Source organism: Citrobacter sp. Cpo037 (assembly GCF_030332945.1).
GTDB classification, from domain to species: domain Bacteria; phylum Pseudomonadota; class Gammaproteobacteria; order Enterobacterales; family Enterobacteriaceae; genus Citrobacter; species Citrobacter portucalensis.
The window spans coordinates 113,187-135,526 of sequence record NZ_JAOWGW010000080.1 but is presented as its reverse complement, the minus strand read 5'-3'; the positions used below and the strand labels follow the sequence as shown (position 1 = coordinate 135,526).

Genomic DNA, 22,340 nt, shown 5'->3' with positions numbered 1-22,340 from the left:
ATTTACAGTGTAAAAATCGTGACGGGGTATACTCTATTGTGGTTAACCACATACCCGGCTTGTTGTTGATCTAAAACAACATAATTGACAGGGATAATTGAGTGGGACGTAACGTAGTAAGATGTCTGACGGTGCTGGTGTCGCTGTGGGTGCTAAGCGGCGCGGTCAGGGCGCAGACATGGAACATTGGCGTTTTGGCGATGCGCGGGGAGGTTTCAACACGCAATCACTGGCAGCCGCTGGAAACCTTGTTGAATCAGCAAATCCCCGGTGAGCAGTTTCATATTCAACCGCTGGACCTGCGACAGATGCAGGAGGCGGTGAATCGTGGAACGGTACACTTTGTTGTCACCAATCCGGCGCAGTTTGTCCAGCTTAACAGCCGCTCAGCGCTACGCTGGCTGGCGTCGTTACGCTCCACCCGTGGTGGGAAAGCCACCAGTAACGTGATTGGCAGCGCCATTCTCGTCAGGCGCGACAGCGGTATAACCTCCGCACACGATCTGATCGGCAAAACGGTTGGTGCCATTGATGCACAGGCGTTTGGCGGCTATTTGCTGGGATATAAAGCGCTCAGCGATGCCGGTCTGCGCCCGGAGCGCGATTTGCGTCTGACGTTCACCGGATTTCCCGCCGATGCCTTACTCTATTTATTACGTGAAAAAGCCGTGCAGGCGGTGATCGTGCCGGTGTGCCTGCTGGAAAAAATGGATGAAGAAGGCCTCATCCGTAAAACCGATTTTATGACCGTGTTGAATCATCCGACTTCAATTCCCTGTTTAACCAGTACGCCGCTCTATCCGGACTGGTCATTTGCCGCACTACCAGCAGTGAGTGACGAGCTGGCCGATCGCGTCACGCGGGTACTGTTCAATGCACCGCAAAACGCGGCGTTTCGCTGGGGCGCGCCCGCCTCGACCCGTGAAGTAGAAGCGTTGCTGCGCGACGTCCGCCAGCATCCGCAGCAGCGTCAGCTGTGGCTGGATGTCAAAAGCTGGTTTATTCAACACCGACTGGCGATGGGGGGCGTGGCCATCGTGTTGCTGTTGCTTACGCTCAATTACATCTGGGTGATGCTGTTGGTTCGCCGACGTGGCAGGCAGCTGGAGCGGAACAACGTGTTGTTGCACAAACAGGAACAGGCGCTGGAGACTGCCCGCCAAATGAGTGTGCTGGGGGAGATGACCTCCGGTTTTGCCCATGAGCTCAATCAGCCGTTGTCTGCTATCCGCCATTATGCCCAAGGCTGTCTGATTCGCCTGCGTGGTCAGGATGAGCAGCATCCGTTGTTGCCCGCGCTTGAGCACATAGACACCCAGGCACAACGGGGAGCCGATACGCTGCGCAATCTCCGGCAGTGGGTCAGCCAGGCACAGGGCAATCCGGTACTCACCGATGACTGGCAAGCCATCAACGTTCACGATGCTATCCATCACGTCTGGCAATTACTGCGCATGCCCCAGCAATTCCCGGCGATAGCGCTGCACACGCAGGTTAGTAAGGCGTTAACGTTGATGCTGCCAAGCGTTCTTCTTGAGCAGGTGCTGGCTAATCTGGTACTCAATGCCGCCCAAGCAGGCGCTACGACAGTATGGTTTAGCGCCCTGCACAAGGATGGTGGCGTGCGTATTCAGGTGCAGGATAATGCCGGAGGCATTGACGAGGCTCAGTTGTATCAGGCGTTTCAGCCGTTTATGACCACCCGCAAAGAAGGTATGGGACTAGGACTGGCCATTTGTCAGCGATTGGTGCGCTACGCAAACGGGGATATTGAGATCAAAAATCAGCAGGCTCCGGACGGCAAAGCGGGGGCGAGAGTGACATTGTATTTTAAACCAAATCAGGAAGGAGGCCGTAGTGGCGATAATTCATCTGCTGGATGACGACATTGCCGTCACGCAGGCCTGTGCGTTTTTATTGGAAAGTCTGGGATATGAGGTGTCTTGCTGGGAGCAAGGCGAGAAATTCCTCGCCGAGGCAAATCTGCACCAGGTGGGCGTACTACTGCTGGATATGCGTATGCCGGTACTGGATGGGCACGCTGTGCATGAAATCATGCGTCAGAAAGCAAGCACGCTGGCGGTGGTCTTTCTCACCGGGCACGGCGACGTGCCGATGGCGGTTGAGCAAATGAAACGTGGCGCGGTCGATTTTTTGCAAAAACCCGTGTCAGCCGTGCCGCTGCAGGCGGCATTAGAACATGCATTGCAGGTCTCGGCAGCGGCGTTCTCGCGACAAGAGATCATCTGTTGCTATCAACAACTTACGCCAAAAGAACGGGAACTGGCGCATCTGGTAGCAAAAGGGTTAATGAATCGGGAAATTGCTGATGCCATGAATATTGCCGTGCGTACGGTTGAAGTGCACCGGGCGCGGGTGATGGAAAAAATGCAGGCAGGAAGTCTTGCTGAGCTCGTTAATCGACTTCAGAGAATTCAGTAGAATGATGACATTTATTTGATTTTCATTGAATTTTGTCTAAATCGTCAGAGTGATATATGCTGTTGGTTTGGGTTAATGACGAGCGGGCAAAAATGGGAAATCAGACGAAAGACGACGAGTTGTACCGTGAAATGTGCAGAGTAGTCGGTAAAGTAGTGCTGGAAATGCGCGATCTGGGACAAGAACCTAAGCATATCGTCATTGCGGGAGTACTGAGAACCACCCTTGCTAACCAGCGCGTGAAGCGCAGTGAGTTAGAAAAACAGGCTATTGAGACCGTAATTAAAGCATTGGCCGGTTAATTCATAAAAAGAGGACCGCAGAAATTTTTTGCCGTCCTCTTATTCTCGATACGTTAATCTATCAATCTATATAATTTATCTTCGTTAATAAATTCTTGTAGAGAATTATAAATCGATATTTATTTATATATCGATGGCCGTGCAGTATTATATTTGTGAGAGGCTTCACAAATATTTGTAATTTAAATGGGCTGCTATTACACTCCATTTCTTAATGATAATAAATCTCACTCCGCATTAATTATATCCCTTCCGTTTTTTAATTGATGACGATCAAGACTATGCATGCTGAATAACCACATTATTTCTACGCCTAACCCTAAAGGATTAGATTTATTCAGTTTAACCACCGTCATTTACGCGATCAGGTTAGGGCAAAAATTTACGTGTTGTTGGCAACATTAACCGCCCGATATGGCTTGAGCTGCGCTGGTTTAAATTAGCCTGGATGTGTTGCTACCACAGCATTTGCGAAGAGGATGCGAAATAAATGAACCAGGTTGATCGTCCATTTTTAGATTGTGGTTTAACGCGACTAGAATTCCTGCGGATATCAGGGAAAGGACTGGCGGGATTAACGATTGCCCCCGCGCTGTTATCCCTATTTGGTTGTAAGCAGGAAGATGTCGATAGTGGGACCGTGGGGCTTATCAATACGCCGAAAGGGGTTCTGGTGACCCAGCGAGCCCGCTGTACGGGCTGTCACCGCTGTGAAATATCCTGTACCAATTATAACGATGGTGCCGTAGGGACCTTCTTTTCCCGGATAAAAATCCATCGCAATTTCTTCTTTGGCGATGATGGCGTCGGGTCCGGTGGTGGGCTGTATGGCGATTTAAACTATACCGCTGATACCTGCCGGCAATGCAAAGATCCGCAGTGCATGAAGGTCTGCCCAATTGGTGCAATTACCTGGAAACAGGAAGACGGTTGTATTGCGGTGGACCACAAACGCTGTATTGGCTGTAGCGCGTGTACCACAGCCTGCCCGTGGATGATGGCGACCGTAAATACCGAAACGAAAAAGTCCTCAAAATGTGTGTTATGCGGGGAATGCGCCAATGCTTGTCCGACTGGAGCATTAAAAATTATCGAGTGGAAAGATATTACTGTTTGATAGATAACAGGCATGCCTGATTCGCGCCATTAATTGCCAAAAATACTGCAGTTTTGGATAAAAAAGCTGCCTGAAGAATGGCGGGTATATCTATTAAACCTTCTTGCAAAGGAAAACATGATGGCTAATGGTTGGACAGGTAATATTTTACGGGTCAATCTCACTACGGGTAATATCACCCTTGAAGATTCCAGTAAATTTAAAAAATTTGTCGGTGGGATGGGCTTTGGTTATAAAATTATGTACGACGAAGTCCCGCCAGGCACCATGCCTTTTGATGAAGGGAATAAACTGGTTTTTGCCACCGGACCATTGACGGGGTCTGGCGCTCCCTGTAGCTCCCGCGTCAATATCACCTCCTTATCGACGTTTACCAAAGGTAACTTAGTCGTAGATGCCCATATGGGCGGTTTCTTTGCTGCACAAATGAAATTCGCCGGTTACGACGCCATTATTATTGAAGGCAAGTCCGCATCACCGGTCTGGATCAACATCAAAGACGATAAAGTCAGTATCGAAAAAGCCGATTTCTTGTGGGGCAAGGGGACTCGCGCCACAACCGAAGAGATTTGCCGGATTACCAGCCCGGAAACCTGCGTTGCCGCTATTGGGCAGGCGGGTGAGAATCTGGTTCCACTGTCCTGCATGATCAACAGCCGCAACCACAGCGGCGGCGCCGGTACGGGTGCGGTGATGGGTTCGAAAAACCTGAAGGCCATTGCGGTAGAAGGGACTAAAGGCGTCAACATAGCCGATCGTAAAGAGATGAAGCGTCTCAATGACTACATGATGACCGAGCTTATCGGCGCCAACAACAACCACGTTGTGCCAAGCACCCCGCAGGCCTGGGCAGAATACTCTTCGCCAAACTCGCGCTGGACAGCCCGTAAGGGACTTTTCTGGGGTGCGGCAGAAGGGGGGCCAATCGAAACCGGTGAAATCCCGCCGGGCAACCAAAATACGGTGGGTTTCCGTACCTATAAATCGGTGTTCGATCTGGGTCCAGCCGCAGAAAAATACGCGGTCAAAATGAGCGGCTGCCATTCATGCCCTATTCGTTGTATGTCGCAGCTCAATGTCCCGCGGGTGAAGGATTTTGGCGTGCCGAGTACCGGCGGCAACACCTGCGTGGCGAACTTTGTTCACACCACCATTTTCCCCAATGGCCCGAAAGATTTTGACGATAAAGACGATGGGCGAGTCGTAGGGAACCTGATCGGACTGAACCTGTTTGACGATTACGGTATCTGGTGTAACTACGGCCAGCTGCACCGTGACTTTACCTACTGCTATTCGAAAGGTGTCTTTAAACGCGTGCTGCCAACCGAAGAGTACGCGGAGATCCGTTGGGATCAACTGGAGGCGGGCGATCCTAACTTTATCAAAGATTTTTACTATCGACTGGCGCATCGCGTGGGGGAACTCAGTCATCTTGCAGACGGTTCGTATGCCATTGCTGAACGCTGGGATTTGGGCGAAGAGTACTGGGGTTATGCCAAAAATAAACTGTGGTCGCCGTTTGGTTTTCCGGTCCACCATGCAAACGAAGCCTCGGCGCAGGTGGGGGCGATCACCAACTGCATGTTTAACCGTGACTGCATGACGCACACCCATATCAACTTCATTGGTTCCGGTTTACCACTGAAATTACAGCGTGAAGTGGCGGGCGAGCTATTTGGTTCGCAGGATGCCTACGACGAAACCAAAAACTACACCCCGATCAATGCCGCCAAGATCAAATATGCCAAATGGACGCTGCTGAAAGTCTGTCTGCATAACGCGGTTACGTTGTGTAACTGGGTTTGGCCGATGACGGTTTCACCACTCAAGAGCCGCAACTATCGCGGAGATTTGGATCTGGAAGCGAAGTTCTTCCAGGCCGTCACCGGTGATGAAACCACGCAGGCGAGTCTGGACCTGGCTGCTGAACGCATCTTTACCCTGCATCGTGCCTATACGGTCAAACTGATGCAAACCAAAGATATGCGTAACGAGCACGATCTTATCTGCTCCTGGGTGTTTGATAAAGACCCAAAAATTCCGGTCTTCACCGAAGGCACCGACAAGATGGACAGGGAGGATATGCGTCAGTCACTGACGATGTTCTATCAGGAAATGGGCTGGGATCCCGAGTTGGGTTGCCCAACGCGCGAAACCCTGAACCGACTCGGACTTGAAGATGTGGCAGCCGATTTGGCTGCGCAGGATCTGTTGCCAGCGTAAGGAACGCGAGATGACTAACGTGAGCAACGTTCAGGCACCCGTTGAGGCGATTCCTGACGAGGTTGATAGCCAAAAGAGACACTGGCTACAGGCGTTTCACCCGCCGGTCGAGCAGGTGACTGCGCCGCAGGTTCAGGAAGCCGCCAGCCCGGAGTCGATTGTGGCAGATTTTATCCGCCAGCATTCGGCATCGGGGCACCTGGTAGCGCGCAGCGTGTTTCTGCAGCCACCTTATTCGGTCCCTGAAGCCGATCTCTCCGCGCTGCTGGATGTGCTGTGCCAGGACGCGAATAACGCGGATATCACCCGTGTGCAGGGGGCGGAAGATGTCTATTTCTACTCAACGCAAACCATGACGGCAAACTACGCCGACATGTGCGTGCAGGTGGTGGAAAACGACATCTGCCGTGCGATTGCCGAGGCTGTACGCTTCGACTGTCGAACGTATCCTCGCCCCTATAAGGTCGCCATGTTGACGCAACCGCCGTACAGCTTTGAGTCTCAACAGATTACAACGGCGCTCACGGCCATGGAAACGCATCCCGATTACGCGGATATACGTACTGTGGAATCGTCAAATGCGGAGCCTTATCTGTTTAGCGAACGTTTTATGAGTTATGGCAAAGCGTACGGCCTGTGTGAATGGCTTGAGGTTGAGCAGTATCAGAACCCCTGAATTATTCAGGTTGATGTCATGGAACGTGTGGACGACCACTGTCACAGTATTAGAGGATAACCCGATGTCCTTCACCCGACGAAAATTTGTCATTGGCATGGGGACGGTGATTTTTTTCACCGGTCCAGGTCAAAATCTGTTAGCGAGTACCAGGAGCCCTAAAGCCGTTCGTTACGTCATGATTCACGATGAATCACTGTGTAACGGATGTAATATCTGCGCCCGGGCTTGCAGGAAAACCAACCATGTTCCTGCCCAGGGCAGCCGTTTGTCGATAGCGCATATTCCAGTCTCGGACAACGACAACGAAACGCTGTATCACTACTTCCGTCAGTCCTGCCAGCATTGTGATGATGCGCCTTGCATTGAGGTGTGTCCGACCGGTGCCTCCTGGCGAGATGAGAACGGTATTGTGCGAGTAGATACGTCTTCCTGTATTGGCTGCAGTTACTGTATTGGCGCGTGTCCTTATCAGGTGCGCTATCTCAACCCGCAAACCAAAGTGGCTGATAAATGCGACTTCTGCGCAGAATCTCGGCTGGCGAAAGGTTTCCCTCCGATCTGTGTTAACGCTTGCCCGGAACATGCGCTGATTTTCGGTCGTGAAGATAGCCCGGAAATTCAGACCTGGTTGCGAGAAAACAAGTATTACGAATATCAACTTGCAGGCGCCGGGAAACCCCATCTGTATCGTCGGTTCGGTCAACATTTGATTAAAAAGGAAAATGTATGAACGCGTCGCAGAATGCCGAACAGTTTCACGCCCAGCTTGCACAGTATGTTCCCCTGTTTTCACCGGACTACTGGCCTGTGTGGTTAGTCGTTGCCGGGTTAATGCTGGTGGGAATGTGGCTGGTGCTGGCGCTTCACGCCATGCTGCGCTTTCGGGCGGCACATAAAGCGTCGGCAGGGCACGGTGAGAAGGTCTATTTATATTCGAAGGCTGTTCGTTTGTGGCACTGGTCGAATGCGCTGCTGTTTCTGCTACTTTTGGTCAGTGGCCTGGTCAATCACTTCTCTGCCGTCAGCGCACCGGTAATGAAAAGCCTGCTTACCGTTCATGAGGTTTGTGGCTTTTTGCTACTTGCCTGCTGGATTGGTTTTGTGCTGATCAACCTGATTGGCGGCAACGGACATCACTATATTATTCAACGTCAGGGCTGGATCGCACGCGCGCAAAGACAAACTCGTTTTTACCTGTTTGGCATTATGCAGGGCGAGTCACACCCATTTCCGGCCTCACCTCGCTCTAAGTTTAATCCGTTACAGCAGGCGGCCTATGTTGGCGTGATGTATGGTTTGTTGCCACTGCTACTGATCACTGGATTGTTATCGCTTTACCCGACGGCCGTCGGCGATCTGTTCCCCGGGGTGCGTTACTGGCTACTTCAGGCGCACTTTGCGCTGGCAATAGTCGGTCTGTTTTTCATTTTTGGGCATCTTTATCTCTGCACTACGGGTCGCACGCCGGGCGAAACCTTTAAGTGTATGGTGGATGGCTACCACCGGCATTAAGCGATGATGATTACGCGAAGTGACTTACGGGCCTGGCGTGTTGGGCCCGTCATGTACCGCTGGTTTCTACGCGCGTTTCCCGCAGGAGGAAGCTATGCCGATGTTCATCGCGCGCTCCAGCGGGAAGGGTATACCGATTGGGCAAATAGCCTGGTGGAATACGGCTGGTCAAAATGGCGGGAAGAGGCGAGTTTTGCTCAGCAGGATATTGACGCAATGGGGAATATTTCCTGTGAGCAAGCCGCGGGGGAAACCAGCCGTCCGTTGGCGAGTGCGGAAGATTATGCCCGGTTTAGCAGTGCGGGTGACAACGTTAAAATTGCCAGCGCCGGGTATGCTGCGCAGATCGCCTGTGCCGGTTACAGCGCACGGATTGGCAGTGTAGGCTATAACACGCATATCGGCAGTTCAGGTGATCGCGGGCGAATAGCGATTGCGGGAAACTCGGCGCGTATCAGCAGCGTGGGCGACGGAACGCGTATTGCCAGTACCGGCATGCGCGTACGTATCAGTTCGCTCGGCGACCGAAACCGGATTGCCAGTAGCGGTGATTTAACCCAGCTGGCCTGTTTTGGCGCAGAGGCGAAAATCGCTAACTGCGCGGACAATATCCACATTATTGCCAGCGGAGAGAACGCCGTTGTTGCCAGTACCGGTGCTGTCGACTCGATAATTCTTGGTCCCGGCGGATGTGCGGCGCTGGCTTATCACGATGGCGAAAGAATGCGTTTTGCGCTTGCCGTTGAAGGGGAAAATAACATTCGGGCAGGCGTGAAATATCGGCTCAACGAAGACCATCAGTTCGTGGAATGTTGAGCCGAGAGGTCATTTTAGTGCGAATCGGCGCAGGGTGATTTTTTCAAGGCTAAAGCACAGCAGGTAATAGACCAGCCCGGTAAAGATAAAAATGGCAGCGGGGTAGATCTGCACCCGGCTGTTAACCTGACCGGCAACCGTCGTGAGTTCCGGCACGTTAACAATAAACGCCAGTGACGTGTCCTTCAGTAGCCCAATAAAAATCCCTGTCAGCGACGGCAGTACGTTACGCAGCACCTGCGGCAGCAAGATAAGCCACAGGGCCTGATCCGGGCGAAAACCCTGAACAACTGCCGCTTCATATTGCCCGCCAGGCAGTGCGCTAATTCCAGCATACACCGAGTGCATCACCGAGGCGGCGGTGAACCATGCCAGCGCCAGTGTCACGGTAACGGCACCGGGCAGATCGCTTCCGGTCAGCATGGGTAGCAAATACCACATCCAGAAAATCACAAAGATGAGCGGAATGCCGCGAATAAATTCCGCCCAGATAAACAATCCGTTGCGAACCGCGCCCGGAAATCGCCAGGCACAACAGGCAAGAACGATCCCGCCAGGCAGCGCCAGCAAAGCCGCACCGATAGCCATCAGCAAAGTGAGCAGGACGCCGCCGGGTTGCCCCTCAGCTACACGTCCCCACAGGAGATAGTTAAGATTGTCGGTAATGACCGAAACATTAGCGATCATGCAGTATGCTCCTGACGCTGAAGATGCGCATTCTTATCTTTGACGATTTATCCGACGCAGACTGCGGGCCAAGACGGGTAAGCAGCATACCCAGAACGATGCCGGTAAACAGATAAAGTGCGGTGCCAACGGCAAAGGCTTCCAGCGCGTGCGCGTTGTAGCTCTCAATTTGCCGTACCTGGTAGGTGAGCTCAGCAAATCCAATACCGCTGGCAAGCGAGGAAAGCTTCATCAGGTTGAGATATTGCCCAACAATCGGTTGCCAGGCGTTTGCCAGCCCCTGAGGCAGCAGAATATGACGAAATATCGCCCAGGATGAAAACCCCTGCGCCACGGCAGCCTCGCGTTGTCCGGCAGAAACAGCTTGTAAACCAGAGGCGATCTCTTCAACCAAAAATGCTGAGGTAAATACGCCAAGCCCCCATGCTGAACAGATAAACTCCGGTGTTAACCACCAGACATCACCCGGCAAAATTGACCATGGATGATCGGCATTGATAAAGCTAATGACGTCACGGGGTAGCCAGTTCCAGGCGGCAAAATACCAGAACATCAGTTGCACCAGTAAAGGTGTATTACGAAACACCGAGACCCACACCCCGACCATCGCTTTAGCGAGACGATTGCCCGTCAGGCGCAGGCCGAGCAGTGAGATGGCAATGAGCGTGGCGAGCACGATACCTGCCAGCGTCACCCAGAGCGTGGTGAGAAAACCGGAAATTATCCATTGCAGGGGTTGCCCGCTCAGCACTCCCTGCCAGTCCATTGCATGCATTATGATGATGACTCCTGGTGTAACGGGTCGAGCACTTTTTTCAGGAAACGCTGGGTTCTTGGGTGCTGTGGTCGGACGAAAAAATCCTCCGGCGGGGCCACTTCAAGAATATCGCCACCATCGATGAAAACCACCCGATCGGCAATCTCGCGGGCAAAATGCATTTCGTGGGTCACGACGATCATGGTGATACCGCTGTGGGCCAAATTTTTCATCACCTGAAGTACCTCGCCGATCATTTCCGGATCCAGCGCGGAAGTGGGCTCATCAAACAGAATAATTTGCGGTGATGAAGCCAGTGCGCGGGCGATGGCCACGCGCTGCTGCTGCCCTCCGGACAACTGCGCGGCATAGGCGTTGGCTTTTTCCGCCAGTCCTACCTTTTCCAGTAACTCGAGTGCCCGACGTTCCGCTTCCGTCTTGTTCCAGCCGTGAACATATTCCAGCGCCAGCGCGATGTTCTGCAGCGCAGTCAGGTGCGAATAAAGATTGAATTGCTGAAATACGAAACCGATACGGCTACGTAGCTGGCGTAACGCCGCCCCACGCAACTGGCTAATCGGTTTACCATCAATGAAGATTTCGCCACCGCTGAGCGACTCAAGCTGGTTGATAAGACGTATAAGAGTGGACTTTCCTGAGCCGGAAGGCCCCAGAATGGTCACCACTTCACCGGGTTCAACCGCCAAACTAACGCCGTTAAGGACAGAATGAGCGTCATACTGTTTAATCACATTGCGCAGTTCGACGCTCGCCTGGCGCAAATGGGTAAAATCCGCAGCCGAAGCTGCGGAGCGATGAAAAAGGGCTGAGAGCATATTACTTGGCTTCTATTTTAAAGGCGCGGGGTTGCGGATTTTTGGTTTCAGGACCAAACCAGACATCATAAATTTTGGCCGCCTGCCCGGTAGATTCCAGCTTCAAAAGTTCATCGTTGACGGCTTTTAACAACGCTGGCTCACCTTTTTTCACCCCCACGCCGATCTCTTCTTTGCTCAGCAGGTCCGGCAGAATTTTGAAATCGGCTTTATCCGGCGCACCGCCTAATAAACCGGCCAGAATTGTACTGTCCTGGGTAATGGCCTGAACATTGCCGTTGCGTAGCGCGGTTAACGCCAGCGGGATGTCGTCGTAGGCCACCACGCGCGACTGCGGGAAGCGCTGATGCAGTGCCTGTTCACCAGTAGTGCCTTTTACCGCGCCGATGCGTGCCTTGCTGTATTCATCGAGCTTATCCGGAGATTTTGCTGGCACAAGGAACTGCTGGCCGGTAACAAAATAAGGGACGGAGAAATTTATTACCTGCGCCCGTTCAGGTGTAATCGTGATATCCGCGACGATTAAATCAGCTTTACCGGATTGTAATAACGGAATGCGGTTTGCCGGATTGGTCGCCACCAGTTCCAGTTTTACACCAAGGGATTTGGCCAGCGCTTCGGCAAAATCAACGTCGTAGCCGACAATCTTATGGGTTTTGGCATCGACGGAGCCAAACGGAGGATTCGCGTCAAATGTCGCGACTTTTACGACGCCTGCGGCTTTGATATCGGCCAGTTGGTCAGCCTGAACCTGCGAGACGGTAAGTCCTGAGGCCAGCAGCACGCCCAATGCCAGCAGTGTTTTTTTAGCGCGGTACGTTTTCGTTGCCATCATTGTATGAAATCCCTGTAGTTTTTGGTTTGTGCTTTTTACGCTCCCATAACTTACGGTTGGGACAAAATAAGAAAAAATTCTTATCTATATACAAAATGTTATTAGTGAAGGATGTGTTAATAGCGGGTGAAAATAATGCATGAGTGAAAGGTAAAATCGTGCATAAGCCTGGTAATAATTCGCATTTTGTTTTTGTGAGAGAGCACGCTTGAATAAGATTGAGTTGTGCTAATGTCCAGAAATGCTACTGGAATACCCTCCGGACCTGTACCATATGTCACAACAGGTCTGGAGTGGGGATAAGCATGCTGCGTGATAATTTTAACGATCTCTATTATCTCATTATCGTTGCCCGCGAGCGTAGTTTTACCCGGGCAGCGGCAAAACTTGGGGTTTCGCAATCCGCGCTAAGCCATGCGATTCGTGGGCTTGAAGAGAGGCTGGATGTACGGCTTCTGACCCGCACCACGCGCAGCGTTGCGCCGACCGAAGCCGGAGAACGGCTTATCAACAGTATCAGCCCGCGTTTTGATGACATTGAAACAGAGCTGCTGGCATTAACCGATGTCCGTCAGCGCGTGGCCGGTAACATTCGCCTGACGCTGGGCGAACATGCATTGCAATCTACCGTCTGGCCCGCGCTGGAGCCGTTTTTGCAGGCTTACCCTGATGTGAATGTGGAAATGACCATCGACAATAGTCTGACGGATATTGTGACTGGCCGCTATGACGCGGGTATTCGGCTCGGTGAGCAGGTGGCAAAAGACATGGTCGCCATAAGAATTGGCCCGGACTGGCGCATGGTAGTGGTGGGGTCACCGGCGTATTTTGCTCGTCATGGCAAACCGCAAACCCCTCACGACCTGCAAAATCACAGCTGTATTAACATGCGCATGCCGACGTTGGGCGGATTATACGCCTGGGAGTTTGCTAAAGACGGGCAAGATTTGCGCGTACGGGTGGAAGGGCAGCTTATTTTTAACAATCTACCTCCGCGAATTAGTGCAGCGATGGCGGGAATGGGGCTGGCTTTTGTGCCGGAAGACACCGTCGAACAGGCTGTTGCTGAGGGGGCATTGGAAAAAGTGTTAGAGGACTGGTGTGAACCTTTTCCTAGCTATTATATGTACTATCCCAGCCGAAAACAGCATACCGCCGCTTTTGCGCAACTGATTGAGGCGTTGCGGTATACGGGCTGAAACGGGTGGCTTAAACAGGCAATAAAAACCGGCATTACGCCGGTTTGGAAATCAGATTTTGCAGGCGTCGCCGCAGTCATTATCAGCAATAATTTCCTGCGCTTTCTTGTCTGCATCTTCCAGACGTTCAGCGTTACGCTCTTGCGCTTCTTCCAGTCCATCAAAGACCAGATTATCGAGATCAATTTCCATCATTCACCTGCTCAGGTTCAGCGTTTAACATCACGTTATTATATTGCAAAAATGTTGCTTAACAGCAGCGATTCTTGCTACTTAGCATCGAACGCAATCCGCTGTGCGTATTTATCCGCCAAAATAGCCTATGGTTCGCAATTGCTAAAGAATCGTTGGTTGTAAATACCGCAAAATTCTCGCTCTCTCTACCGTTTTATCTCCACTTTTTCATTAACGTGATGCGCGATCATTTTTAACAAATCTGCGACAAAATCACTATACATATAACTTAATATCTTTTATACATTAATCGTTCAACCCTGCGACTATTCCACAAAAGAGAAAGCTATATGGAACAGACACCTGATAAGAAAAACGATAATTTTCAAAAAGATGGCAAAGAACAGTTCAATAGATCGATAGGTCTTATTTCAAACTTTGCGTTGGGTTTTACCTACCTGTCGCCGCTTACTGCCGTCTATTCGCTGTTTGCGCTGGCCGTAACGCTGGCGGGGCCGCCCGCAGTATGGTGGATTTTAATCGTCGCATGTGGGCAACTTTTGGTGGCATTGGTGTTTGGTGAGGTTGCTTCCCAGTATCCGATAACCGGCGGGCTTTACCCCTGGGCCAGAAGGTTGTGGGGCAAGAAGTATGCGTGGATCGCCGCCTGGATCTACCTGTGGGCGCTGGTGGTCACCATTACGTCGATCGCGGAATATACATCAACGTTTGTTGAATCACTCTTCCACTATGGTCAGACGCCGGCCACGATGTTGGTGACTTCTGTCCTGCTGCTGCTGTTGATGATGGCCGTTAATATGTCCGGGACTAAAAATCTGGCCCGGGTGGCAAAAATTGGTTTCTGGTGTGAAATTGTCAGCGTGATCGCGCTGGGGATTTATCTGCTGATTTTCCACCGTTCGCAGCCGTTCTCTGTGATTTTTGACTCGATGGGCGTGCTGGCGCATGACGGCAGCTACTCCACCGCATTTATGTCCGCTGCGCTGATGGGGCTGTTTATGTTCTTTGGCTTTGAGGCCTGCGGTAACGTTGCGGAAGAGGTGCAGAATCCGAGTAAAAAGATCCCGGTGGCGATGATTTTAAGCATCGTATTCGGCGCGATTTCCGCCATTATTTCTGTTATGGGTTATTTGCTGGCTTCACCGAATCTGGTCAGCATCGTGAATGGCAAAACGTCCGATCCTATCCCTGCAATCCTTAATGAAGCTCTGGGCGAAACTGGCGCAACTGTCTTTATCGTCGTCGCAATTATCGCCATGTTGTCGTGCATTTTGTCTCTGCAGGCTGCGTTAAGCCGTCTTATCTTTTCTTTCTCCCGCGACAGAATGCTGCCGGGAAGTGAATGGATGGCCAAAATCTCTAAAAATGGTGTTCCGGATAATGCCATGGTCGTCAGTTGCCTGCTGCCAGTGATTATCTGCGTTTGGGTTTATTTCCAGCCAGATAACCTGTCGCGTATCACCGCGTTTGCTGTAATCGGGATATACATCTCGTTCCAGATGGTTGTGCTGGCCGCGCTGCGTCAGCGTCTGAAAGGCTGGAAACCGGCGGGGGAGTGGACTATTGGCGGTTGGGGCGTAATCGTGAATGTGCTGGCGTTAGCTTACGGATTGTGCGGGATCTGGTTACTGGCGCAACCGGCAGACAGCAGCGACTTCATCGACCGTTGGACGGTCCTGTTTGGCCTGGCGATTGTTGTTGGCTCGGGGCTTATTTATATGTTCCTGACCCGTCCGTTTGGTCGTTCAGCGGCGCCGGAAAACGACGCCATTGCCTACGCCAATAAGCTCAATATGGGGCAGGATAACTAAAAACTCAGGGCCTTCGGGCCCTTAGTTTTGATAGTGATAAAGGATAAAGTAGTCGCTCTGATACACCACTGTACTGTTTGCAGGTGACAGCAATTCACCCACGCGAAAACGTGGCCAACTGGAGAAAATGATCCTGTTTTCCAGATTAGTCAGAATCACATAGTCAGGATGGGCACAGGAAAGCAGTTCGGCTTCTATCTGACTGACCAGCAGATCGACCGCGGCAACACCGAGAAACTGATCGTTGTAGTAGACCGGGACGGCTGACGTCAGGGTATAGGAGATATTGCAAATATAGTCGACGTAGGGACCGTGGATATAGGCTTTGCCAGCCGGAGGAGAATGCTTAAACCACTCAAAGGTTCTGAAGTCCAGTCGTTGTTGCGTGGCCTGATCCAAATCCAGATGCGCCTGGCTCAAACCATTATCTTTCTTATACCACCACTCCAGCAACCAATACTCTTTTGTGGTTGCGGTGCTCTCAATATGGCTGGCGAATCCCGCCCCTGAGCAGTAATGGTTGTTATTGAGCGTGCGCTTGATGTGCTGTTGAACGGTGGATCTGACTGAGGGGTCGAGAACGACCTCGGCTGAGGCCTTTTGTACCCCTGAAATCGCCTCATGGATGCTCCTCGCCAGCGCAACGGTAGAATCTACGGTAGAAACAGTAATGTCATCAATTTTACGAATTAATGCGCTTAGGGATGTCGAAGAGCTCATTGTCTGTCCTGCCTTCACTGATTGTCAGTTCGAGTTATATTTCAGCTTTTTTTCAATAAGGTAGTAGGTAAACGTGTCGATGATCCGCGTGGCAAACTGTACTGACTCTGCCTCGTTGTGAGCAGCCAGCGCATCGGCCAGCGCCGAATAAAGCGCGGTAATTTCTGCATGAATACTGTCTGTGCGATAAAGTATCGCCACCAGCGATGCCCATTCAGCCTGAACCTGCAGCTCCTGATTGGCCAGTCGCGCTGAATGCGAACTTGCGGCAATCGCCAGCAGACAACGCATATCGGCCTGGGTCATCAACTCAGGTGAGTTTGCCTTTCTGAGCACCTCGACAAACTCGCGAAATTTGGCGATATCCGCACCGGTCATCCGTCGGGAAGCCAGCCGCGCGCTATGGCTAATAATGGCGCAATGCATTTCACCCAGATCAGACAGATAATCCGTACTGATCGCCTTGAACGGATGTAGGGCGCTATTTTTGCCATCAATATTTTCGCAAACGAAACTCCCGCCATTACGACCACGAACCGTATGGATAAGATTATTAGCCCGAAGCGTGTTTAGCGCTTCTCTGATAGTGATATGTGAGACACCCATCATCTTTGCCAAATCAGTTTCGTTGGGGAGCTGTTCTTTTGGCTCCAGCAACCCCGTGATAATGGCATTTGAAAGGCGTTGGACTATCTGGTCTGAACGACTGACCTGCCCGATAGGCGCAAATATGACCGCGTGAGTAATCATAATCTTTTCTGTACTCAATTCCCTGAAACAACGACCATTTTTAACACATGCCCGTCGGGCAAGGAAGGTAAGAATGGCCGAGTTATTTTACATGCCTGGGCGCAACGTCACTGCACAAGCGGATGTGTGTCCCGATAACCTTATGATGAGCTGGGCGTAACGCGTCAGCTGGCAATAAAAAGCCTCATCCTGAAAATGTAAAAATTAAGTTAAAAATGCGAGGCTTATCATAGTGTCAATGTTGCGCATTTGAAAAAATTTTACAATATATATATTACATAAGATTCTTTATGTATTAATTGGCAGGAGACAAACATGAAAACCCTGAAGCATTTTATTAATGGGCACTATGTAGCAGGCAGTAGCGAAGATAGCTTCGAACTGGTGAGTCCGGTTGACGGTGAAACGTACGCAATATCTCCCAACGCTAACGAGGCGGAGGTAGAGCAGGCTTACTCAGCAGCGGAGGCGGCGTTTAGCATCTGGAGAAAATCGACGCCGGCACAGCGGCAAAAAGCATTGTTGCGGCTGGCCGATGAGATTGAACGTAACGTTGAGCGACTGGTAACCGCGCAGAGTCAGGAAACCGGTCAGCTTCGCCATTTTATTGAGAAAGAGGAGATCGCGGCATCTTGCGATGCCATCCGCTTTTTTGCTGGTGCGGCGCGCTGTCTTGAAGGAAAGGCGGCTGGAGAATATTCCGCAGGATTTACTTCAACCATTCGTCGTGAACCGCTGGGTATTGTTGGGCAAGTGACGCCGTGGAACTACCCGTTCATGATGGCGGTGTGGAAGATTGCACCAGCGCTGGCGGCAGGCAACACTGTGGTGTTAAAACCAAGCGACACCACGCCAGTTAGTACGCTGCTGTTGGCTGAACTGGCCGCACCGTTGTTCCCGAGAGGGGCATTTAACGTTGTGTTGGGCAAAGCCAGCACTGGTTCGCTGGTGGTTTCAAACCCGAAGGCTTCATTGGTTTCTATTACCGGTTCGGTCCGTGCGGGTTTGCAGGTTGCGGCTTCGGCGGCGGCAAACCTGACCCGAGCACACCTGGAATTGGGCGGGAAAGCGCCCGCAATCGTGTTCGCCGATGCGGATATAGACAAGGCGATTGCGACGATCACCACGGCAGGCTTTTTCAATGCCGGGCAGGATTGCACAGCGGCTACGCGGATTCTGGTAGAACAATCTATCTACTCTGAGTTTCTGGAAAAACTGATCCAGAAAACAAAAAGAATCAAATTTGGGCCGCCAGAAGATCAAAATGCACTGTACGGTGCATTGAATAGCCGGAATCAGCTGGAGCAGGTGAAAGGCTTTATTGAGCGTTTACCGGCACATGCGAAAATTGAAACCGGTGGGCGCGTCGGGCCTGGTCCAGGCTTCTATTTTGAGCCGACGATCGTCTCCGGAGTGCATCAAAATGATGAAGCTATTCAACATGAAGTATTTGGCCCAGTGATGACTATTCAGTCGTTTACTACTGACGAAGAGGTACTACACAAAGCGAATGATGTGGAGTATGGTCTTGCCGCCAGCGTCTGGACCAGTAATCATGGTCGCGCCCAACGCTTCAGCATTGACCTCGATTTTGGCACGGTGTGGATTAACAATCACATTCCTCTGTGCGCCGAAATGCCGCACGGCGGGTTCAAAAAATCGGGTTATGGCAAAGATCTCTCATCTTATTCGCTCGAGGAATACACTCGGGTGAAACATATCATGTGCGACATTTCTGAATAGAGAGGATTACGATGAAAACATTAAAACTCGCGGTGCTTTCATTAGTGATGTTCTCGGGCTATAGCCTGGCAGAAAGTACATCGCTGAATACCGTAAAAGAGTATATGGCGGCGTGGAATGCGCATGATGCTTCGCGAGCCGCTCAATTTCTTGCTGATGATGCGGTCTATTATGATGCCGCCGCGGGAGAACCGATAAACGGCAGGGAAAAAGCAGAAAAAGAGGTTATCGGCGCTTTTATTAAGGCGGTTCCAGATCTTAGCTGGAAAATGGTCGGCAAGCCCGTCTACGACGAAGACACCGTGGCCTTTCGTTGGGAATTTTTAGGTAAAAATAGTGGTGAATGGGCAGGGAGTCCGCCGACAAATAATCCGATCAAATTTGAAGGCGTCAGCTATATTCATGTTAAAGCAGGAAAAATCACCTGGCAGGGTGATTATTATGATTCTAAAAAACTGGATGAAGAGTTAAAGCCAGTGAAGTAGTCGGTTGTACCCCTTTATAAATAAGAAGGGGTATCTCTCTTATTTGTGTCGTATTAAAGGCAGTGTGTAGCAATAAGGAAAAAAGTTAATGGCAATTACCAGACGTGATTTTCTCAACGGCGTCGCGGTGACTATTGCGGCGGGACTTACCCCGCTGGAGTGGGTCAGGGCGGCAGGAAAGGGAAACGCATTTATAGATGGAAATTATTATCCTCCTGCGCTGACGGGGCTGCGGGGCAATCATCCTGGATCGTTTGAAATGGCGCATGCGCTAGGTCGCGAGCATAAACATTTTGATTTAAACGCTCTGCCCGTTGAGGAAGAGTACGATCTGGTGATTGTGGGTGGCGGTATTAGCGGGTTAGCTGCCGGTTGTTTTTGGCGTCAAGTTGCCGGGCAAAATAGCCGGATCCTGATCCTCGATAACCATGACGACTTTGGTGGACACGCCAAACGCAATGAATTTACCAGCTCGGGTAAGAAATTACTCGGTTATGGTGGCAGCGAAGCATTCCAGTCCCCTGCGCATAATTTCAGCCCTGAAGTACAAAAGTTGATGGAAACCGTGGGCGTCAGCGTGACGCGGTTGAAAGAGAGTTTTGACGTAAACTTCTACCCCGACTGGCAGCTCAGTCGCGGCGTTTTCTTCGATAAGAAGAATTTTGGCGAAACAAAAATCGTCAGCGGCGATCCGGGCCGCGCGGTATCTGATGATATTCCGCCGGACAGGCTCAATGGGCGTAAAATTGAAGACTTTATCAATGATTTTCCGCTAAGTGAGAATGACAGAAAAGCGCTGATCGACCTGCACGTCCGGCCCGGTGATTACCTGCCGGGAATGACGGTCGATGAGAAAATGGAATGGCTGGATACCCACAGCTACAGTGAATTTTTGGCAACAAAAGTCGGTTTGAGCAAAATGGCGCTGCTCTATTTCCAGCAGCGTTCCAACGACTTCTTTGCTATTGGTATTGAAGGTATTTCTTGTAGTGATGCCAGGGCGTGCGCCTTACCCGGCATGGAAGGGATGGGGTTACCGCCGCTGGACGGAGAGTCGCTGGCCGACCTCGAAGAGCCGTATGTTTACCACTTCCCGGACGGTAACGCCGGGTTAGCCCGCCTGTTAGTCAGATATATGCTGCCGGATGCGCTACCGGGCAACACGATGGAAGACTCTGTCCTCGCCAGACTACATTACGAAAAGCTGGATCTGCCGGAAAACACTACGCGCCTGCGCCTGAACAGCACGGTGATTAATGCGGCCAACGTGCAGGATGGCGTGGCGGTGACCTATCTGCGTGACGGTAAAATGCACCGTGTGCGCGGTAAGAACACCATCATGGCAGGCTATAACATGATGATCCCGTATCTGGTGCCTGAGATGCCGGAACAGCAGCAGGCGGATCTTAAACTGAACGTGAAGGCACCGCTGGTGTACACCAACGTGGTGGTCAAAAACTGGCAGGCGTTCAAACAGCTTGGCGTGCATGAGTTTTATTCTCCGGCGGCACCTTATAGCAGGGTCAAGCTCGACTATCCGGTCAGTATTGGTGGGTATCAACATCCGGCCTCCCCGGACGACCCGATGGTCATTCATATGGTCTATGTGCCGACCTATCCGGGCAGTAACCTGTCGGCCAGAGAGCAGTTCCGTCTGGGACGAGCCTATTTGCTGGGGACCACCTTTGCGGCGCATGAGGAGATGATTCGCTCCCAGTTGCAGGAGATGTTTGGCTCAACAGGCTTTGATAATCAACGCGATATTTCCGCCATTACGGTTAACCGCTGGGCGCATGGCTATGCGTACTACGCCAACTCGCTGTTCGATGATATGGATAAGATGCCAGAAATTATCGAGCGGGCGCGTCAGCCAGTCGGTCGCATTGCCATCGCTAACTCCGATTCTGACTGGAGTGCTTATGCCCATACGGCAATCGATCAGGCATGGCGTGCGGTTAATGAACTCAAGGATATGGGGTGATCTATGCGTAACGTAACCATTCTCGCCGCCTGTTTATTTACCGCTTCGGTAAGCGCTGCTGAATCTAACGGTGAATACATCGCGCGAATTTCAGACTGTGTCGCCTGTCATACCGCTGAAGGTGGTGCAGCGATGGCGGGGGGCAAAAAGTTTCCTACTCCGGTAGGGGATATTTATTCGACCAACATTACCCCGGACAAGACGCAGGGTATTGGTAACTATTCTTACGAGGATTTTGAGAAGGCCGTACGGCAGGGGATTGCCAAAGATGGTCATCCGCTCTATCCGGCGATGCCTTATCCCTCGTATGCAAAACTTTCTGACGAGGATGTTAAGGCGCTGTATAGCTATTTTATGCATGACGTCACGCCGTCAGCACAGCCCAATAAAGAGAATGCCATTCCGTGGCTACTCTCCGCCCGCTGGCCGCTGCATATCTGGAACTGGCTATTTACCGATGCGCCAGTGATGGCTGTAGAGGGCGCGAAAACGGATGATAATGCTGCCCTGGTAAAACGAGGCGCTTATCTGGTGGAAGGCCCCGGACACTGCGGTTCATGCCATACCCCGAGAGGCATGGCGATGAACGAAAAAGCGTATACTAATGCTGATGCCGAATACCTGAGCGGCGCGATGATTGACGGCTGGTATGCACCGTCGCTGCGCGGCACCGGTATGTCTGAGCAGGAGTTAAAATCGCTGTTGCTGACCGGTAAAAGCAAGCATGCCGCGGTTTCAGGTTCGATGGCTGAAGTCGTCACGCAGAGTACACAGTATCTGACCGACGAAGATGCCACGGCGATCGCCCAATATCTGTTGAGCCTGAAAAGTGGGAAGCCTGAAACGGTACGTGCTGCGGTGACTACAGCATCCTGGTCGAATTCACCTGAGGTGGGCAAAGTGACCTATAACCGCTACTGTTCAACTTGTCACGGTCTGGAAGGGAAAGGTACGGATGATAACGCGCCTTCTTTAGTGAACAATCCACTGGTGATGGTTGATGACCCGACACCGCTGTTCAGAGTGATTGCCCACGGCGCAGAAACACCGACAACGCGTGGCAGCGTCTCCTTTAAGATGCCTGCCTACGGTGGCTTGTTAAGCGACAACGAAATGCGCGACGTGATCAACTACGTGCGTAAGAGCTGGGGTGAAGGGAATAGCGAAGTAAGCCAGGAAGACCTGGCTGGCGTTAAAAAAGCGTCACATTAAATCGTATGCCGGGTAAGGTGCTTGCACCGCCATCCGGC

The 22,340-nt window shown here is 51.5% G+C and carries 22 protein-coding genes; 15 read left to right on the top strand and 7 right to left on the bottom strand.

The genetic code is table 11. The features are described 5' to 3' along the window. Positions 1 to 101: 101 nt before the first annotated feature. The 9 genes from ttrS (at position 102) to ydhT (ending at position 9,091) form a co-directional block, all read left to right on the top strand. The gene (gene ttrS / locus OGX94_RS21670) at positions 102 to 1,883 is read left to right on the top strand and encodes a tetrathionate respiration histidine kinase TtrS (protein WP_286569938.1); all 1,782 of its coding nucleotides are present in this window, start codon (positions 102 to 104) and stop codon (positions 1,881 to 1,883) included. Beyond that, positions 1,858 to 2,442, top strand: coding sequence for a tetrathionate respiration response regulator TtrR (ttrR, locus tag OGX94_RS21665; RefSeq protein WP_003832672.1), 585 nt, complete (start codon positions 1,858 to 1,860; stop codon positions 2,440 to 2,442). The genes ttrS and ttrR overlap by 26 nt, the downstream gene beginning before the upstream one ends. A gap of 92 nt (positions 2,443 to 2,534) precedes the next feature. After that, positions 2,535 to 2,744: a fumarate hydratase FumD gene (gene fumD, locus OGX94_RS21660; protein WP_003029345.1), complete on the top strand. Its 210-nt coding sequence runs from the start codon at positions 2,535 to 2,537 to the stop codon at positions 2,742 to 2,744. A 490-nt stretch (positions 2,745 to 3,234) separates the two neighbouring features. Continuing rightward, the gene (locus OGX94_RS21655) at positions 3,235 to 3,861 is read left to right on the top strand and encodes a ferredoxin-like protein (protein WP_003029338.1); all 627 of its coding nucleotides are present in this window, start codon (positions 3,235 to 3,237) and stop codon (positions 3,859 to 3,861) included. A gap of 120 nt (positions 3,862 to 3,981) precedes the next feature. After that, entirely contained in the window at positions 3,982 to 6,084 is a 2,103-nt protein-coding gene (locus tag OGX94_RS21650) for an aldehyde ferredoxin oxidoreductase (RefSeq protein ID WP_286569980.1), read from the top strand. A 10-nt stretch (positions 6,085 to 6,094) separates the two neighbouring features. Beyond that, a complete protein-coding gene (locus OGX94_RS21645; protein ID WP_149335765.1) occupies positions 6,095 to 6,760 on the top strand; it encodes a YdhW family putative oxidoreductase system protein in 666 nt (221 codons plus the stop codon). Positions 6,761 to 6,824: 64 nt separating this feature from the next. Then, positions 6,825 to 7,493 carry a 4Fe-4S dicluster domain-containing protein gene (locus OGX94_RS21640; RefSeq protein ID WP_063941522.1) on the top strand — a complete coding sequence of 223 codons (669 nt, stop codon included), beginning with the start codon at positions 6,825 to 6,827 and terminating at the stop codon, positions 7,491 to 7,493. After that, positions 7,490 to 8,275: a thiosulfate reductase cytochrome B subunit gene (gene phsC / locus OGX94_RS21635; RefSeq protein WP_257661678.1), complete on the top strand. Its 786-nt coding sequence runs from the start codon at positions 7,490 to 7,492 to the stop codon at positions 8,273 to 8,275. Before OGX94_RS21640 ends, phsC begins: the two co-directional genes overlap by 4 nt. Before the next feature lie 3 nt (positions 8,276 to 8,278). Further along, positions 8,279 to 9,091, top strand: coding sequence for a protein YdhT (gene ydhT, locus OGX94_RS21630; RefSeq protein WP_003832684.1), 813 nt, complete (start codon positions 8,279 to 8,281; stop codon positions 9,089 to 9,091). A 9-nt stretch (positions 9,092 to 9,100) separates the two neighbouring features. On the opposite strand, the gene OGX94_RS21625 is transcribed toward ydhT, so the two are convergent. The 4 genes from OGX94_RS21625 to OGX94_RS21610 are packed head-to-tail and all read right to left on the bottom strand — an operon-like array spanning position 9,101 to position 12,206. Beyond that, the gene (locus tag OGX94_RS21625; RefSeq protein WP_257661679.1) at positions 9,101 to 9,778 is read right to left on the bottom strand and encodes an amino acid ABC transporter permease; all 678 of its coding nucleotides are present in this window, start codon (positions 9,776 to 9,778) and stop codon (positions 9,101 to 9,103) included. Beyond that, positions 9,768 to 10,553, bottom strand: coding sequence for an amino acid ABC transporter permease (locus OGX94_RS21620; protein WP_193133954.1), 786 nt, complete (start codon positions 10,551 to 10,553; stop codon positions 9,768 to 9,770). The genes OGX94_RS21625 and OGX94_RS21620 overlap by 11 nt, the downstream gene beginning before the upstream one ends. Further along, positions 10,553 to 11,371 (bottom strand): amino acid ABC transporter ATP-binding protein, encoded by an 819-nt coding sequence (locus OGX94_RS21615; RefSeq protein WP_003832690.1) that lies wholly within the window; start codon positions 11,369 to 11,371, stop codon positions 10,553 to 10,555. The genes OGX94_RS21620 and OGX94_RS21615 overlap by 1 nt, the downstream gene beginning before the upstream one ends. A 1-nt stretch (position 11,372) precedes the next feature. After that, positions 11,373 to 12,206 carry an ABC transporter substrate-binding protein gene (locus OGX94_RS21610; protein ID WP_063941523.1) on the bottom strand — a complete coding sequence of 278 codons (834 nt, stop codon included), beginning with the start codon at positions 12,204 to 12,206 and terminating at the stop codon, positions 11,373 to 11,375. A 305-nt stretch (positions 12,207 to 12,511) separates the two neighbouring features. Here OGX94_RS21610 and OGX94_RS21605 point away from each other — a divergent pair, with 305 nt between their 5' ends. Beyond that, positions 12,512 to 13,405 carry a LysR family transcriptional regulator gene (locus tag OGX94_RS21605; RefSeq protein ID WP_286569935.1) on the top strand — a complete coding sequence of 298 codons (894 nt, stop codon included), beginning with the start codon at positions 12,512 to 12,514 and terminating at the stop codon, positions 13,403 to 13,405. A gap of 51 nt (positions 13,406 to 13,456) precedes the next feature. Here the strand turns inward: OGX94_RS21605 and OGX94_RS21600 are convergent, their stop codons facing one another. Further along, the gene (locus OGX94_RS21600; RefSeq protein ID WP_003832695.1) at positions 13,457 to 13,597 is read right to left on the bottom strand and encodes a hypothetical protein; all 141 of its coding nucleotides are present in this window, start codon (positions 13,595 to 13,597) and stop codon (positions 13,457 to 13,459) included. A 332-nt stretch (positions 13,598 to 13,929) separates the two neighbouring features. Here OGX94_RS21600 and OGX94_RS21595 point away from each other — a divergent pair, with 332 nt between their 5' ends. Beyond that, entirely contained in the window at positions 13,930 to 15,411 is a 1,482-nt protein-coding gene (locus OGX94_RS21595; RefSeq protein ID WP_003832697.1) for an APC family permease, read from the top strand. Between the two features lie 21 nt (positions 15,412 to 15,432). Here OGX94_RS21595 and OGX94_RS21590 read toward each other — a convergent pair whose 3' ends face one another. Together OGX94_RS21590 and OGX94_RS21585 are read right to left on the bottom strand one after the other, a co-directional pair. Next, the gene (locus OGX94_RS21590; protein WP_003832700.1) at positions 15,433 to 16,131 is read right to left on the bottom strand and encodes a cache domain-containing protein; all 699 of its coding nucleotides are present in this window, start codon (positions 16,129 to 16,131) and stop codon (positions 15,433 to 15,435) included. Between the two features lie 24 nt (positions 16,132 to 16,155). Beyond that, entirely contained in the window at positions 16,156 to 16,881 is a 726-nt protein-coding gene (locus OGX94_RS21585; RefSeq protein ID WP_003832701.1) for a FadR/GntR family transcriptional regulator, read from the bottom strand. Positions 16,882 to 17,196: 315 nt separating this feature from the next. On the opposite strand from OGX94_RS21585, the gene OGX94_RS21580 reads away from it, so the two are divergent. The 4 genes from OGX94_RS21580 (at position 17,197) to OGX94_RS21565 (ending at position 22,302) form a co-directional block, all read left to right on the top strand. Continuing rightward, positions 17,197 to 18,624 carry a gamma-aminobutyraldehyde dehydrogenase gene (locus OGX94_RS21580; protein WP_149335762.1) on the top strand — a complete coding sequence of 476 codons (1,428 nt, stop codon included), beginning with the start codon at positions 17,197 to 17,199 and terminating at the stop codon, positions 18,622 to 18,624. An 11-nt stretch (positions 18,625 to 18,635) separates the two neighbouring features. Further along, a complete protein-coding gene (locus OGX94_RS21575; protein ID WP_126956257.1) occupies positions 18,636 to 19,109 on the top strand; it encodes an ester cyclase in 474 nt (157 codons plus the stop codon). An 88-nt stretch (positions 19,110 to 19,197) separates the two neighbouring features. Then, on the top strand, positions 19,198 to 21,090 hold the full coding sequence (locus OGX94_RS21570) for an NAD(P)-binding protein (RefSeq protein ID WP_063941525.1): 1,893 nt from the start codon (positions 19,198 to 19,200) through the stop codon (positions 21,088 to 21,090). 3 nt (positions 21,091 to 21,093) lie between these two features. Continuing rightward, a complete protein-coding gene (locus OGX94_RS21565; RefSeq protein WP_257661680.1) occupies positions 21,094 to 22,302 on the top strand; it encodes a c-type cytochrome in 1,209 nt (402 codons plus the stop codon). Positions 22,303 to 22,340: the final 38 nt, after the last annotated feature.

Bases quoted from the DNA above. Each gene is read 5' to 3' on its own strand.
- fumD (WP_003029345.1), top strand. From the start codon at position 2,535: ATGGGAAATCAGACGAAAGACGACGAGTTGTACCGTGAAATGTGCAGA.
- OGX94_RS21655 (WP_003029338.1), top strand. From the start codon at position 3,235: ATGAACCAGGTTGATCGTCCATTTTTAGATTGTGGTTTAACGCGACTA.
- OGX94_RS21650 (WP_286569980.1), top strand. From the start codon at position 3,982: ATGGCTAATGGTTGGACAGGTAATATTTTACGGGTCAATCTCACTACG.
- OGX94_RS21645 (WP_149335765.1), top strand. From the start codon at position 6,095: ATGACTAACGTGAGCAACGTTCAGGCACCCGTTGAGGCGATTCCTGAC.
- OGX94_RS21640 (WP_063941522.1), top strand. From the start codon at position 6,825: ATGTCCTTCACCCGACGAAAATTTGTCATTGGCATGGGGACGGTGATT.
- phsC (WP_257661678.1), top strand. From the start codon at position 7,490: ATGAACGCGTCGCAGAATGCCGAACAGTTTCACGCCCAGCTTGCACAG.
- ydhT (WP_003832684.1), top strand. From the start codon at position 8,279: ATGATGATTACGCGAAGTGACTTACGGGCCTGGCGTGTTGGGCCCGTC.
- OGX94_RS21625 (WP_257661679.1), bottom strand. From the start codon at position 9,778: ATGATCGCTAATGTTTCGGTCATTACCGACAATCTTAACTATCTCCTG.
- OGX94_RS21620 (WP_193133954.1), bottom strand. From the start codon at position 10,553: ATGCATGCAATGGACTGGCAGGGAGTGCTGAGCGGGCAACCCCTGCAA.
- OGX94_RS21615 (WP_003832690.1), bottom strand. From the start codon at position 11,371: ATGCTCTCAGCCCTTTTTCATCGCTCCGCAGCTTCGGCTGCGGATTTT.
- OGX94_RS21610 (WP_063941523.1), bottom strand. From the start codon at position 12,206: ATGATGGCAACGAAAACGTACCGCGCTAAAAAAACACTGCTGGCATTG.
- OGX94_RS21605 (WP_286569935.1), top strand. From the start codon at position 12,512: ATGCTGCGTGATAATTTTAACGATCTCTATTATCTCATTATCGTTGCC.
- OGX94_RS21600 (WP_003832695.1), bottom strand. From the start codon at position 13,597: ATGGAAATTGATCTCGATAATCTGGTCTTTGATGGACTGGAAGAAGCG.
- OGX94_RS21595 (WP_003832697.1), top strand. From the start codon at position 13,930: ATGGAACAGACACCTGATAAGAAAAACGATAATTTTCAAAAAGATGGC.
- OGX94_RS21590 (WP_003832700.1), bottom strand. From the start codon at position 16,131: ATGAGCTCTTCGACATCCCTAAGCGCATTAATTCGTAAAATTGATGAC.
- OGX94_RS21585 (WP_003832701.1), bottom strand. From the start codon at position 16,881: ATGATTACTCACGCGGTCATATTTGCGCCTATCGGGCAGGTCAGTCGT.
- OGX94_RS21580 (WP_149335762.1), top strand. From the start codon at position 17,197: ATGAAAACCCTGAAGCATTTTATTAATGGGCACTATGTAGCAGGCAGT.
- OGX94_RS21575 (WP_126956257.1), top strand. From the start codon at position 18,636: ATGAAAACATTAAAACTCGCGGTGCTTTCATTAGTGATGTTCTCGGGC.
- OGX94_RS21570 (WP_063941525.1), top strand. From the start codon at position 19,198: ATGGCAATTACCAGACGTGATTTTCTCAACGGCGTCGCGGTGACTATT.
- OGX94_RS21565 (WP_257661680.1), top strand. From the start codon at position 21,094: ATGCGTAACGTAACCATTCTCGCCGCCTGTTTATTTACCGCTTCGGTA.